Consider the following 14620-nt stretch of genomic DNA (forward strand, 5'->3'; position numbering starts at 1 on the left):
TTAACATTCCTTTTTAAAAGCTTCGTTTATCAGGAAAAAAACTCGATACGTAACATTAACTAACATGTAACTAGCTGTTTAATATCTAAAACTATTAAATCTATCAACTCCTCTCGCTCTATCAGAGTGAATATTCTTCCAATATTCCTTATAAACAATCATTTTACTCCCATTATCTATAAATGTAACCGATTACTCTAGCAATATCTATTGTTGTCATATTACTTAACATGAAATACAATCATTTTGAAATGGTATACATATTCTTCTTAACAAACTTAACATCACACTTACTTGAAGGAGAGTGCTATTCATGAGTAAAACATCCAATCTTCGTCCCTGGGCCGTATGGAGTACCGCAGCTTTAACAGCATTAACGATCTCGTTGTCCCCCATCGGAACCTATGCTGCTCACGCAGCTACGGTAGAGGTGAAAGGCACAACAGGTACTGTCCAGACAACACCGACTACTCCAGCTCGCAATACCTCTATCCCTGCCGTACCGGACTCCTCCAAGCAATCTGCACTCCCCAATGTATTGGTGATCGGAACCGGTGGAACGATTGCCGGTCAATCCGAGGATGCGACCAGCTTCCAGAACTACAAGGCAGGTACGCTTCCCATTGGAGAGATGGTAGACGCCTTACCGGATAAGCAGAAGATTGCAGATGTTAGCACACTCCAATTCGGAAATTCAGGTTCGGGATCCTATAGCATGGCTGATCTCTATGACTTGTCGCAAACGGTGGACAAAGCTCTTGCACTATATGACAGTGTTGTGGTTACCACGGGTACAGATACCATGGAGGAAATCGCCTATTTCCTCGACATGACGGTTCAGAGTGACAAACCGGTCGTGATCACAGGTTCCATGCGTCCATGGACTGTCATCGGCTCTGACGCTCAAGCCAACCTGTATAACGCAATCAAACTTGCAGGTAGTGGTCGTACCACTTCATTCGGAACTGTACTGATGCTGAATGACACCATTCAACTCGCACGCGGTGTAAGCAAAACAAATGATTATCGGACAGATACGTTTGAAACACCGATGCTCGGTGCCGTAGGATATATTGATGAAGACAACATTCGAATCTACCGCGCTCCTGCACGCGCCTTGAAACCTGAAGGCACAGCGAAGCCCGTATTCGATCTGAGTAAAATCACAAAGGCAGACCTCGCTAAAGTAGAAATTGCGATCTCGTATCAAGAAGCTGGAGGCGGAGCCATTGAAGGGTTCGTCAGCAATGGTGCGCAAGGAATCGTAACCTCCGGTACAGGAGCTGGCGGCATCTCCAGAGCTATGGGACAAGCCCGTACCAAAGCCATTGAAGAAGGTGTAATCTTCGTAACTACCACTCGGACGGGTTCGGGAAGTGTATACGGCGGCGGCAAAGGCATTATTGCCGGCGACAACCTAAGTCCACAACAAGCTCGTGTATTATTGATGCTGGGATTATCCTTCAGTGATGATTTTGACACCATCAAAAAATGGTTCGAAACGTACGGAACACCGGAAGTATAAATAGAACTCATCCTTTATAAATCTGGACAAAAAGAAGAGACGATACTCCCTGACATTCAAGGTGTGTCGTCTCTTTCTTTGTGTTTTCCAGAAAACGCCATACAGAATCACGATCACCCTCACAAACATAAGAGCGTGAGATCGTGTTCCATCGGTGCTTTATCATTAGGGATTTTTCACTTCACCCAAGCAAGTACGAGCCCATCGTAGTCCGGCAACATGGTCGTCACCAGACGTGGGTCACTTGCCATCTGTTCATTGAAGCGACGAACAGCAAGCACTGCCGGGCCCTGCTTGTCCGGATTCAGCGTACGACCACGCAGGAAACAGTTGTCACCCACAATGACCGCACCTGGCCGAGCCAACTTAATGGCATAGTCGAGATATACCGGATAGTTTTCCTTGTCTGCGTCAATAAAGAAGAAATCGAATGTGCAACCTTCCTGTTCCAATTGCTTCAGGCTATCTGCCGCCGGACCAATCCGATACTCGACCTTTTCACCAAAACCGCCTTCTTCCAGATGACCACGCGCCATTGCCGCATATTCGTCTTTCAGTTCCAGCGACGTCAGGGTTCCACCTTCACTCAACCCGCGAGCAATGCAGATCCCACTGTATCCGCCCAGCACGCCAATTTCGAGCGCAGCTTCCGCTTTGGATGTCTTGGCTAGAAACGTGAGCAAACGCCCATACGCCGCAGCAACGGAAACTTCCGGCATACCGTTCGAACGGATGGCCTCTTTCACTTTCAGCAAAAGATCATCCTCTTGAAATAATTGATTTACATATTCATCAGGGGTCAGATTCACCACTAAAATCCTCCTTGGACACTTGGACTGCTTTCCATATGGATGCCAATGTTCTATAATAAATGTTTGTTATCAACACAGGCGGTCGACTGGTGCAATTGCCTCGAGAGAGGAATGCATACGTTCACCGCATTTCTCATTGTAAGTTTTTTCACGGAAAGCGGCAAGGCCGCACCGTTACTATACAGCAGAGAGAAGGATATCCCTTCTCCAGCTTGAAATGGAGTTGAAATGAATCACATGGCTCAATTGCAATTGATTGCGACCTCGGCGATGGGACTCGAGGCTGTTGTTGCCCGGGAACTGAAGCAACTGGGGTATGAGGATGTTACGATCGACAATGGACGGGTTTTCTTCACTGGGGATTATATTGATATTTGCCGGTGTAATCTGTGGCTGAGAAGTTCGGATCGCGTATTGGTCAAAATGGGTGAATTCCCTGCTACAACATTCGACGAATTGTTTGAAGGCACCAAAGCACTTCCTTGGGAAGAGTGGATTCCAGCCGACGGCGAATTCCCTGTAGAGGGTCGTTCTCAAAAATCCCAGTTAAGCAGTGTGCCTGCATCACAAGGGATCGTAAAAAAAGCAATCGTAGAGAAACTGAAGCTGACTTATGACACAGAGTGGTTCCCAGAGGATGGGTCTCGTTATGTGATTGAGGTCATTCTGCTGAACGATCGCGCCCTGCTTACTTTAGATACGACGGGACCAGGTCTGCATAAACGGGGTTATCGTAAACTCGTCACCGAAGCGCCACTCAAAGAAACACTTGCTGCAGCTCTTATTCAGCTCAGCCGCTGGAATGTATCTCGTCCATTCTATGATCCATGCTGTGGATCAGGCACAATGCTGATTGAAGCCGCTATGATCGGCTGGAACATTGCACCGGGACTTCGTCGGACCTTCAACTCCGAGGACTGGGCTGTTATTCCTGAAGAATTATGGGAACAGGCGCGCGAAGAAGCATTCGATGCTGTACGTGACGATGTCCCGTTACAGATTTCAGGTAGCGATATTGATCCTGAAGCAATTGAAGTTGCTATGGCAGCGATCAAAAGTGCCGGCTTCGCCAATGACATTGAAGTCAGCGTCCTGCCTGCTCATCGCGCAAGACCACAGGGTGAATATGGTGTCATCATTACCAATCCCCCATATGGTGAACGTTTGAGTGAAGAGAAAGAAGTTCAGAAGTTACTCCGCTCATTAGGGCGCAGTTACCTCGACATGCCGACATGGTCCTTTTTTGCAATCACGTCGACCAAAGCTTTCGAGGAGTATTTCGGTCATAAGGCAGACAAGCGTCGCAAGTTGTTCAACGGACGAATTGAAACCCAGTACTATCAGTATTTAGGTCCACTGCCCCCGCGAAATAAAACACCACAATCTTCATAATTGTTTCGAATATAAAGTGCTCCTGCCATCCATGGCTTGGGCACTTTTTTTGTGCGTTATTCTAGTCATATGAATTCACAATCATCGGTGTTCGCTTCCGCAGGAATTGATCCTGCCTGAAGCATAGTTGAAAACAGATGAGGCCACGCTATAATGGATGGAGCCCTATTTTACATTCCGATTACAAAACAACGAAAGCAAGGGGGACATACATATGGTTGTCACTCGGCCTACGCGCAGTTCCATGCCACGCGGGCTTCTAAATCACCCACTAACGTTATATCTTATTTTTCTTGTGCTCATGCTGCTCAAACTCATGTGGCTCCATCACAATCTTCACGCCTATAACATTACGATGGGACTGCTGGATAAAGTCATTGCCATCGGATCTTTACTGCTCATCTCCTTCTGGACCTGGTGGCTGCCTCGCAGAGGCATGATCGTGTCTCTCGCGGTGCTTAACCTGCTTCTTACCGCACTAATCTATGCCGATATGGTGTATTATCGTTATTTCCAGGATTTCTTGACCATCCCGGTATTGTTGCAGGCCAGACAAGTTGACGCATTGGGTGACAGCATCGCTACACTGATTTACACAAGCGATCTCTGGTTCTTTGCCGACTGGCTTGTCGTCATTCCGTTCGCAGCTATCGTACTGTTCAGCAGACGTTACCGTTCGAAGCACTCCAGTGCGTCGGTACTTGGCTATGGGAGTTATTCGTATAACGACGGCAAGACACGGTTGCGCCGCCGTCTCACTGCTGGCAGCATTGCCCTTGTGCTGGGACTTGGCCTCGCAGTCGGCCCGATTTATTTTTACAGCAAAACATGGGCTAAGGGCCTGTTCGATAACAACTGGTGGAATGTATCCATGTATAATGTGACCGGACTTCTCGCTTTTCACGGTTATGATCTATACAACTTTGCCAAAGACCATATCGGCTCCGGGCCGCAGGCTGAACCCGCTGATGTTGAACAAGCAAAGGCATTCTTCGCCGAAAGGCAGGGAGCTGAACCGAAGAACGATGCCTTGTTCGGTAAATATAAGGACAGCAATGTCATTATCGTCCAGGGTGAGGCTTTTATGAACTTCATGATTGGCCAGAGCATTGGCGGTCAGGAGATCACACCCCATTTTAATGAACTGATGAAGGAAAGTCAGTATTATAGTCACTTTTACCACCAGACAGGTCAGGGCAGAACGTCGGATGCCGATTTTGGAGCAAACATCTCCCTACATCCACTTCCGGTTGGATCAGCCTTTGTTCGATATGCAGACCATACGTATGATTCCCTTCCTTCCATTCTGAAGGATAACGGATACAGCACCAACGTATTTCACGCATATGAGAGTGGCTTCTGGAATCGGTACACGATGTATCAGAACATGAAGTATGACAAGTTTTATAGTAAAAACGATTTTGCACAGGATGACCCGCTTGGCTGGTCCCTGTCTGATGAATCCTTTTTCCGGCAATCCGTTGAGAAAATGAGCAGTGAGGTGACCGAACCGTTCTATTCCTTCCTCATTACACTCAGCAGTCACCATCCGTATGCCTTGCCAAAAGAGAAGCAGCAACTGGATGTAGGCGATTTCCAGGGAACGATGTTCGGTGACTACCTGCAATCCGTTCATTACGTGGATTCGGCACTGGGTAAGATGGTCGAAGATCTGAAAAATCGGGGCTTATGGGAAAATACCATCTTTATGTTCTACGGGGATCACGACAACTCGATTAAGGAACAATCACAATACGAGCAATTTCTGGGACGTTCATTGAACGAACTCGATATGGCACAGATCATGAACGAGGTACCTCTACTCGTGCATTTACCGGACGGAGCAGCTGCAGGAACCATCGACGAACCTTCGGGACAACTGGACATCACGCCATCCGTGCTGCATCTGCTCGGCGTATCCGACCAGTCCTATTATCATATGGGCAACGACGTATATGACGGGTCTGCACGTACAGTTGTGTTGCGGAATGGTGCATTCTCGGATGGTTCTGTATTCTATATTCCATCGGATGATTATATCTACGAGAGCGGCGCTTGTTATGACTTGTCCACACGTGACAAAACAGATATCAATGCTTGCCGTCCCGCTCGTGATGAAGCAACCAAGCGATTACATGTCTCGGACACGGTGATTACCTATGATTTGATTCAGCGTTTTCGAGAGGATGACAGTTCAGCGGCAACATCCCAATAACCGAGATGAACAATTACACGAAATAAAATGAATTGCATTGAAGAAGGGAAACTTACATTACATGACTTCACACACAGAAACATTCAATATTGAACAGCAACTGTTCGATGCAGCCGCAAGCTTCGTGCAGCAGCGTTATCCCAAGGGATGGGGCGGGGCAGGTGCAGTCTATACCGAAGCTGGTTCCCTGCTAATTAGCGTGGCACCAGAGGTTATCAACGACGCCACGCATCTGTGTATGGAAACAGGGGCGTATCTGGAAGCCCACAAATTGAATGAACGCGTCACCCACTCTCTCTGTATCGCTCGTAATGACGAGCATTCGGAATTCAAGGTCCTTACACCTTGCGGTATATGCCAGGAACGATTGTTTTATTGGGGTGAAGAAGTCAAGGCTGCCGTATACGATCCTGCTGGTCAGTTGATTTTTAAAAGATTGGATGAGATTCAACCTTACCATTGGTCCAAGGCATATCGGGATAAATAGCAATCTCCTTGCGAATTATAGAAAGTGGCTTTATAATTGTAACTATATTAGTTTCAACTATATGGATGATGGAGGTTTTAACAATATGAATATTGAGATATGGTCTGATTTTCTGTGTCCATTCTGTTATATCGGCAAACGCCGCCTGGAGAATGTATTGGAACAGTTTCCACACCGTGATGAAGTGAAGCTGCAATTCAAAAGCTTCGAGCTTGATCCGAACGCTGCATTGAACCCAGGCAAAACCAATACGGAATACCTGGCTTCCAAATATAATATTAGCGCAGAGCAGGCCCAAGGCATGAATGCTCAGATGAATGCCAATGCTCGTACGGCAGGACTGGAATACAATATCGATGCCATGATCCCTACCAATTCTTTCTCAGCTCACCGATTGACGCACTGGGCGGATACACAAGGCAAAGCCCTTGAACTGAGCGAGCGGATATTCCAAGCTGTGTTCATTGAAGGTAAACACTCCGGCGACCCTGAAGTGTTGGCTCAGTTAGCAGAGGAAGTCGGCTTGGATCGCGATGCAGCTGCGGCAGTGCTGTCCAGTGATCAATTCACCGACAATGTCCGCGCTGACCAAGCAGAAGGCGAGCAACTGGGCATCCGTGGTGTACCGTTCTTCGTATTCGACCGCAAGTTCGCCGTATCAGGCGCTCAACCTGACGAGGTGTTCCTAGATGCCATTCAGAAAGCATGGGACGAGCGCTCCCCTTTCACAATGGTTGAATCCAACACAACAGAAACAGACGGCAGTGGCGTCTGCACAGATGACGGCTGCGAAGTGCCGAATAAAAATTAAGCCAATTCACACACAAAAAGCAGCAGGATCAGGGGATATTTCCCGATCCTGCTGCTTTTTTTATATCCTTCTTAATTACCCACCCAATCTAAAGATGGATTTATAATATTCACGATAACGGAGTGGGCAGAAAAAAGCTGGAGAAGCGGAGCGCTCGCATTTATCACCGGATTTCTTCCTTGATAGAAATTTCAAAAAAAATCTGGGGATAACGGCGATCGAAAGATTGTTCTGCACACGCAGTGTCTTAGCGTGACCGATTATACTTACATCTTAAACCCACGAAGAACGATTCGTAACCGGAACCCCCACTAACTTATCATCAAACACTTATATTCAATTAGCGCCTACCCACTCAATCCCAAAAGAGTTGATCGGGATGTGGTCCAGTTCGCTTATCCGAATCCAGCGCATCAATCAGTTTCAACTCATCTGGTGTTAATTCAAAGTCAAAGATGTCCGCATTCTCACGAATACGCTCAGGGGTAACCGACTTCGGAATCGTCACAATCCGATTCTGAATGTCCCAACGCAGAATAATCTGTGCCGGTGTTTTCCCATATTTCTGGGCCAGCGCCTTAAGCGTCGACTCTTGGTTCAGCTTGCCTTTCATAATCGGGCTCCAAGCTTCCAGTTGAATCCCCTGCTCCCCACAGAAATCCTGCAATTCCTGTTGAATCAGGCCCGGATGCAATTCTACCTGATTCACCGCAGGCACCGTACCACCTTCATTTATGATTTCGCGCAGATGGTGAACTTGAAAATTACTCACACCAATTGCACGGATGCTTCCTTCGCTATATAGACGTTCGAATGCTCTCCACGTCTCTTTGTACTGGTCTCTGCCAGGCCAGTGAATTAAATAAAGATCAATCACATTCAGTCCAAGTGCCTTCTGACTGGCTTCAAATGCCCTCAACGTTGAATCAAAACCCTGATCCTCATTCCAGAGCTTAGTTGTCACAAACAGTTCGTTACGGGCAACGCCACTGCTTGCGATCGCTTGTCCCACTTCTTCCTCATTGCCATAGATGGACGCGGTATCAATACTTCGATATCCAACCTCCAAAGCCGTCTCGACCGCCTGTTGCACTTCCTTGCCTTTTGCTTTATATGTTCCAAATCCTAGCCATGGCATCGTTACTCCGTTGTTCAGAATCGTACAATCTGTTATATGTTTTGTCATTCTGTACCTCCCGTATGGAATTTTGCCTGCTCTTGTTCTATTAACCTTCTCACAGAATTTTAAGCGAACATTCGACATACTTGTCGAAGAAGACCCATGGATCGGGAGTGCTTGCAAAAGACATGAAGAACCCGCAAAGCATTGCTGCCTGCGGGTTCTGGTGTGAACAGGAACGTTATTGATTCCCTTGACCGTGCTGACTCTGGATTGAATTCAATCTTCTCTTCTCCTCGATGAACATCTCTTCTGCGAGCTCAACACCTTGTCCTCCGAGCGAAAGCTCTGCTTGATGCATCGCCTGCTCCGTATGTGCCAAACGTCGTTCCGCCTGTGCAATGGTCTGTGCCGTCGGATGAGACATCGCCTGAGATACAGCATAATGAAGCTTGTTCACCGCATTTTGCGCCTGAGATACGGTGGTATCAGCCTGCAAACTGGAATCATAACGCTTCGGCATGAGTATTCCTCCTTGGGATTATCATGTTCCTGTTACCCCTTTAGGATGGATAACACAAGCCTTCCTTATTCCTCTGTTGTGTTTTATTGTAACTTTAGTTGATTTGGCTACGTTTATTAGATAATCATGCCGAATCAGGAGGAATTCATTTGAAGAAAATATTACTGACACTTTGCATGTTGCCCTTGCTCATTTGGGTACAAGGCTGCACTCCTGCAACATACGAGATAGAAGGATATACAGAGTCATCCATGAATCCAGACATCCCGGTTCCAACCAATGCAAAACTTATTGAAAACATAGCTTATTCCGATCATCCCACCCTTAAAGAAGGTGTTAAGTATGAGCTGAAACATATTGGGGGTGAGCAAGGACTATACACGCCAATGGATTATTTTCAGAAGTTAGCGGATACAGGTTGGGTAGAATTGGAGGAAGAACGACTTGGAAATGTACATTTCCTAAAAAAAGATACTACCGTCATTGCCATTGAAATTCAAGAAGATTCCTTCCAAATTACTGAATTGGTCAAAGGTGCTATGGAGTAACACATCCTTTCACGCTACCCAAACACAAAAAAAGAGAGGCTCGCAGCCCCTCCTTTCCGGTCTGTGGACAGTTTTCCCCACTTACCTTGTTATATCCTATTACTTGACGAACTTTGCGACTTTGGCGAGCACTTCTTCTTCTGTCGGAGCACTAATGTACCGACCGTTGATAAAGACAAACGCACGTTTCGCGCAAGGACCGCAATAAGATTTGCACCCAATCTTGATCTCCGTATCTGGAGCCATTTTTTGCAGCTTGGGCACAATCGATTTTAGTCGGACATGATTACACTTTTCGCATACGCGGATATCGTTAGCCATGAGTTCCCCTTCTTCGCGCCCTTAGTGGTCGCCGTGATTGCCTTGGGACGGATTCGTTATGACGAATCCCTCTTCCGGGAAGTAGAGATAGTCAATTTTAACACCGTTCAACAGAGGCTGATCATTCGCGAGAATGACATCAATCTCTTTATCGGTAGATACAACCGTATCATTTTCTTTTGGTGTGTCGATATCAAGACCGTAGTGAGCATGGTCACCATGTGCATGTGTGATGACAACGCGCAGTTTTTTTCCTTCGTTCTCCGGCTTGTCCAATTCAAGCTTCAATACTTTAGCCGCATTACGCGTAATTTTGCAGTTCATTCTCTTCATCTCCTATATTGTAATTGCTGGTTTCAACAATTTCAGCATTCTTAAACTACAGCATCTATTGTAAAGAAAGTTACCGCTCTTCGCAATAACATTGACGCGAATTCAATGTTAAACCTATCCATTTGATCACAATCAAGAAGGTGCGCCCTCCTGAAGCACGGGATATTTGCGTTCTGCACGGCTTACAAACCAGTTCATCAGAATCAAAGTGACCCCGATATCATCTATGGGCATAAACGGCATTACGTCCGGAAGTACCCAGTACAACAGGGCTGGAATAATAAACAACAGCTTTTCTCCCAAAGGAATCTGCGGAGCCCGGAGCAACCGGGGGAGCCTTTTGAAAACTTGTGTCCATCGTTTGAACGACAGCAGTCTTCTCCACTTCATTTGAATCCCTCCGTAACATTATATAGGTCGCCATAACGACACGCACATCATTACCCCTTCAAGAACCATTCAGAACGAATGATGTAACATGTGAATTAAAAAATAAAAAACGGAACGTCGCTCACAGCGTCCGTTCCTGTTATACGAATAATCCACCGTTAAGTTTCACACCTTCATAATCAGGGACCTTGCCTCATTGTCCATTGGATAACAGTTCAGCCAGCAACATTCCCACTTCTATACAGATATCATCAAACTGTTCTACCGGAAGCGGATTAACACCCAATCCAACTTCCACCGTGAAGCCTGGTCTACCGAAATCTTGAATAAACCAGTCTTTGTATCCGGCATCACTTCCGCCGAGCTTCACTGCTTTGTAGCCGGAAGCTTTGGCAAGCCTGCGCGACAGCGGCGCACTTTCTCTCGGTTCCAGATCACGATAGTTCCAGTAGATCTCCTGACCCTGACTATGCAGGGATACGACCGCAGCGAATGCGTGCTGCTGGGTCCATTGTGCTAGCGCCTGCGCCTCCGGTTCTGTCAAAGGCGCTGTGCCTGCGTAATCCCGGGGACCAGGCGAGGACACACCCCTTCTCGCTGCTTCTTCATCCCAATGGGCAGGAAATTGATCATTCAGATCCACCCCTCTAATGTTGGCCTTCCAGTGGGTAAAATTCGATCTGCCGGCATTCCAGGCTAACAATTGCTGTGCATGCGGGTGCTGATTGACCACACCTTCCTGAACCAGCTCAACCCCGTCCGGATTAACCATCGGCACTGCCCAGAGTGTCGTCTCTTGCATCCAGCGTTCTGTCTGGAATTGATGCCATGCCTTATGCGTGCTATACGCCTGGGCATATTCTTCGATAAATTTCATCAGAACTGCTGTTGTCAGCCACTCATTGGCATGAACGGAAGCGTTAACATGAATATGTCTCTGCCCTTGCCCGATCCGCAAATAAGGCAGTGACTTCCCCATGACACTTGTTCCAATCGAGCCCGTCTCAACAAACGGGTAAAGCTTCTCCAGCCGGTCTATATCCCTGATTAATTCTCGATAACCATACTCTCCCTGAATCTTGACAATAGTTTTTCCATTGGAAGCCGGAATATGAATACAGCGACCAACCCAGTCAGCTATATTGGCAATTTCAGGATTGGCCCGACGCAAGTCCTCTTCATCCAAACCAAAGCGCCCTGCAATCCCCCCTACGCTCTCTCCAGGTGGGACAGCATACCTGCGACCTGTCCCAGGGACAATACGCAGCATCTGACCTGCAAGCAGGTAAGGCTGGGAGGCAGCTTCCGGATTCAGAGCAGCAAGTAATTCTTTGGTCATATGGTGTGCTGACGCAATTCGCGGCATTGTATCTCCCCGCTGAACAATGATCCACTGCAGTTCCATGTTGTTCTCCTTTCCACAGGAAAAGGCAGGCCTCCTGTCGGGTTCTCCCAATTTCGTGTCTATAACATATATATGCAGCCCCGGTTGTCCGTCATGTGACATCAATCATGTTCCATCACCTGTCGATGCAGAAACATGACAAAAAATCCCGGAACATCACAGTTCCGGGATATTGTCACAGGCAATATACTTTAATTATAAGTCCTATTCATACATACTTTTGCATATAACTATGGTAATTGCGTAACCTGCCAGACCACAGGGGTCTTGGAGATCTGCTCTCCCAACCATCGACGAGTGATATTCTGGAACATGCCCGGGTCACCAGTGCAGAAAAATTGATGCACCGGGGTCTCATTCCCGCTGGCCAGTTTCCGTTTATCATATAAAATCGTACTGATTTCCCGCGCCGTTTCATCTGCCGAACTGATTAGCTTCACTTCCTGTCCCATAACCTCCTGAATAGTGTCCATAAGGAAAGGATAGTGCGTACAACCCAGAATAAGACAATCAATCGGCTGTTGTTTGATCTCACCCAATGATTGCTCCACCGTATGTGTCGTGTGCTCGGAACGAAATTCACCTTGCTCCACCAACGGCACGAGCGCCGGACAAGCCTGACTGACCACATCGATATAGGGGGACAACTGCTTGAGCGCCAATGTATACGCCCCACTCCCAATGGTACCCACCGTACCGATCACACCAATGCGTCCTGTACGTGTCGCTGTGATTGCTGCCCGCGCCCCCGGATGTATAACACCAATGACAGGCACATTCACCTTGGCACGGATATACTCCAGCGCAGCTGCTGTCGCTGTGTTACAGGCGATAACGATAACCTTCGGATCGAACTGGATCAAGAAATCAACGATTTGTTCCGTAAATTGTTTCACTTGTTCGGACGAACGGGGTCCGTACGGTGTTCGGGCAGTATCCCCAAAATAAATGATCTTTTCCCGCGGAAGCTGACGCATCACTTCCTTGGCGACGGTCAATCCACCCACACCGGAGTCTAATATAGCGATTGCTTGCTGCACGAACACACCGCTTCCTTCTTCATTGAATTGGTTCTGATAATGATTGTTCCACAAAGCTTTCTTCCTACCGTATGAACATTCCGGCAAAAAGGTACCTACATCTTACCCGATTTTATAACAGGGTTCAAATAAAATCCCGCGTGCTGTGTCCACACCGTGTGGACACACAACAAAGCAGGCTCTCCTCTAAACCCGAGGAAAGCCTGCTTTATCCCAAACTTTGCTTAGTTGTCGTCCTTGGACTCATCCGCAGGAAGCTTCGCTACAATGTCGATTCCGGACTCATCTGCTGCTTTGTTGTCCGTATCGGGTTCTGTGATGACTGCCGATATGCGAATTTCCTTGCCTTCAGCGCAGTTACGCCAGGATTGAATATCCTGAATCACAACATCTGCGGTCTCTTTGACCTTGGATACGATCTGTGAACTCTGTTCTCCAACCTTGCCAGCGAGTTCCTGACCTTTCTCCGATACCTGACGAGCACCTTCCGTAATGTCCTGACGAAGTTCGCGTCCTGATTTTGGTGCCAGCAGTAACGCTGTTACCGAACCCACTACAGAGCCGATAAGAGCTCCCCACAACAAACTTTTGTTAGAATCCTTCACGTCACATCTCTCCCTTTACTTTCGTTTAAGTACCGGATCAGAAGCAACGGCCTGTCGCTCACCCATCCGGGCGAATGCCTACTCTGTTGATGCATTATAAGCAGCACAGGCTTGACTTGACACTCCAGATAACAAAAAAATCTGAACAGTTCTCTTTTCAGCTTTATCTTCGCTCAATCAGGTCTGACGAGCAGGCTCCAGATCAGCCGCCGCATGCTCATCTCCCGGGTCCAAATCAATGACATATCGCCCTGGTGCGATCAGTGCCGCCTGATGCTCACAACGCCAGCGTCGTCCGCCGGAAGAACCCAACGTCTGTCCATCCTGCAGAACATCTCCCTGATCAAATATGTAATACGCCGCACCCAGTAAGGTCTGGGCAACCGTATCCGGATCAAGACCGACGAAGTGACACTGTACATCAGGTACACCCAGTGCCGACAACCCTACCGTATCCATAACTAATTCGCGTTGTTCTTCCGTACCACCCGCCTGATACATCCGAACGTTCATGGCTGCATACAGATGTTCCTCACGTTCCTGAGCTTGCGTATATGCTTCCGGTTCAACCAGCTTATCACTGCCGTACCAATATAGCGCATCACAGGTCAGGCTTTCCATGATTGCCAGTACAGTCTTCTGGAACAACTCCAGACGCTGTTTGCGAGGCATGGCTGCGGTGAACATGTCATGTAATCGGATGGAGTACCGCGCAGCTTCTACAACTTGTCCTGCTTCAGGCCAGTGCCATGCTTGCTGTAAAGCCCCGCCAAAACGTGCACGATCCACAATCTCATTGACAGGAAGCATGCAGGTCTGGGCAGGGATATCCCCTTCCTGAAAGGATACCTTGTGGTCCAGATGATAGAAGACCAGCATCTCATGCGCTCGCTCTCCATCCCCTTGTTTCACATCCAGCCGGACTTGTCCTGTGTGACGAATCAGAGCTTCCTGCAATCGCAGACGATCCACCTCCGGACGTTCCCGAAACAAAAGTTCAACCATATATACCGGATGGAATCCAGAAGGTATTTCATTTGTATCTTTGCTTTCAGTATTTACTTCATTGAATTCTTTTGATTCATTCGTCATG

The 14620-nt window shown here is 47.5% G+C and carries 16 protein-coding genes; 6 read left to right on the top strand and 10 right to left on the bottom strand.

Going from position 1 to position 14620, the window contains the following annotated elements:
* Positions 1-313 precede the first annotated feature (313 nt).
* Entirely contained in the window at positions 314-1525 is a 1212-nt protein-coding gene (locus FS628_RS04470) for an asparaginase (RefSeq protein ID WP_145319387.1), read from the top strand.
* Positions 1526-1701: 176 nt separating this feature from the next.
* Here the strand turns inward: FS628_RS04470 and FS628_RS04475 are convergent, their stop codons facing one another.
* Positions 1702-2334, bottom strand: a complete 633-nt coding sequence (locus FS628_RS04475; protein ID WP_145321396.1) for an O-methyltransferase — start codon at positions 2332-2334, stop codon at positions 1702-1704.
* A gap of 240 nt (positions 2335-2574) precedes the next feature.
* Here FS628_RS04475 and FS628_RS04480 point away from each other — a divergent pair, with 240 nt between their 5' ends.
* From FS628_RS04480 to FS628_RS04495, 4 genes are all read left to right on the top strand, one after another.
* Complete coding sequence (locus FS628_RS04480; RefSeq protein ID WP_145321398.1) at positions 2575-3729, top strand: THUMP domain-containing class I SAM-dependent RNA methyltransferase; 1155 nt, start codon at positions 2575-2577, stop codon at positions 3727-3729.
* A gap of 214 nt (positions 3730-3943) precedes the next feature.
* Positions 3944-5944, top strand: a complete 2001-nt coding sequence (locus tag FS628_RS04485; protein WP_145319390.1) for an LTA synthase family protein — start codon at positions 3944-3946, stop codon at positions 5942-5944.
* Positions 5945-6005: 61 nt separating this feature from the next.
* Entirely contained in the window at positions 6006-6431 is a 426-nt protein-coding gene (locus FS628_RS04490; RefSeq protein WP_145319393.1) for a cytidine deaminase, read from the top strand.
* 85 nt (positions 6432-6516) lie between these two features.
* Positions 6517-7242: a DsbA family oxidoreductase gene (locus FS628_RS04495; RefSeq protein ID WP_145319396.1), complete on the top strand. Its 726-nt coding sequence runs from the start codon at positions 6517-6519 to the stop codon at positions 7240-7242.
* A gap of 355 nt (positions 7243-7597) precedes the next feature.
* On the opposite strand, the gene FS628_RS04500 is transcribed toward FS628_RS04495, so the two are convergent.
* Positions 7598-8428: an aldo/keto reductase gene (locus FS628_RS04500; protein ID WP_145319399.1), complete on the bottom strand. Its 831-nt coding sequence runs from the start codon at positions 8426-8428 to the stop codon at positions 7598-7600.
* Between the two features lie 175 nt (positions 8429-8603).
* Positions 8604-8885 (bottom strand): hypothetical protein, encoded by a 282-nt coding sequence (locus FS628_RS04505; RefSeq protein WP_145319402.1) that lies wholly within the window; start codon positions 8883-8885, stop codon positions 8604-8606.
* 149 nt (positions 8886-9034) lie between these two features.
* Between FS628_RS04505 and FS628_RS04510 the strand changes: the two genes are divergently transcribed.
* Positions 9035-9433 carry a hypothetical protein gene (locus tag FS628_RS04510; protein WP_145319404.1) on the top strand — a complete coding sequence of 133 codons (399 nt, stop codon included), beginning with the start codon at positions 9035-9037 and terminating at the stop codon, positions 9431-9433.
* A gap of 99 nt (positions 9434-9532) precedes the next feature.
* Here the strand turns inward: FS628_RS04510 and FS628_RS04515 are convergent, their stop codons facing one another.
* The 7 genes from FS628_RS04515 to FS628_RS04545 all read right to left on the bottom strand — a co-directional run bounded on the left by FS628_RS04515 (position 9533) and on the right by FS628_RS04545 (position 14619).
* On the bottom strand, positions 9533-9754 hold the full coding sequence (locus FS628_RS04515; protein ID WP_017689421.1) for a DUF1450 domain-containing protein: 222 nt from the start codon (positions 9752-9754) through the stop codon (positions 9533-9535).
* Positions 9755-9775: 21 nt separating this feature from the next.
* Positions 9776-10078 (bottom strand): heme biosynthesis protein HemY, encoded by a 303-nt coding sequence (locus FS628_RS04520; RefSeq protein ID WP_036609727.1) that lies wholly within the window; start codon positions 10076-10078, stop codon positions 9776-9778.
* A gap of 141 nt (positions 10079-10219) precedes the next feature.
* Positions 10220-10477: a hypothetical protein gene (locus tag FS628_RS04525; RefSeq protein ID WP_017689423.1), complete on the bottom strand. Its 258-nt coding sequence runs from the start codon at positions 10475-10477 to the stop codon at positions 10220-10222.
* 193 nt (positions 10478-10670) lie between these two features.
* Positions 10671-11882 (bottom strand): M14 family zinc carboxypeptidase, encoded by a 1212-nt coding sequence (locus FS628_RS04530; protein ID WP_440131242.1) that lies wholly within the window; start codon positions 11880-11882, stop codon positions 10671-10673.
* Positions 11883-12112: 230 nt separating this feature from the next.
* Complete coding sequence (racE, locus tag FS628_RS04535; protein WP_145321401.1) at positions 12113-12922, bottom strand: glutamate racemase; 810 nt, start codon at positions 12920-12922, stop codon at positions 12113-12115.
* A gap of 224 nt (positions 12923-13146) precedes the next feature.
* Entirely contained in the window at positions 13147-13527 is a 381-nt protein-coding gene (locus FS628_RS04540; protein WP_145319407.1) for a YtxH domain-containing protein, read from the bottom strand.
* 177 nt (positions 13528-13704) lie between these two features.
* Positions 13705-14619 (bottom strand): DUF4261 domain-containing protein, encoded by a 915-nt coding sequence (locus FS628_RS04545; protein WP_145319410.1) that lies wholly within the window; start codon positions 14617-14619, stop codon positions 13705-13707.
* Between the last annotated feature and the right edge of the window lies 1 nt (position 14620).

Source organism: Paenibacillus xylanexedens (assembly GCF_007676705.1).
GTDB lineage: Bacteria > Bacillota > Bacilli > Paenibacillales > Paenibacillaceae > Paenibacillus > Paenibacillus xylanexedens_C.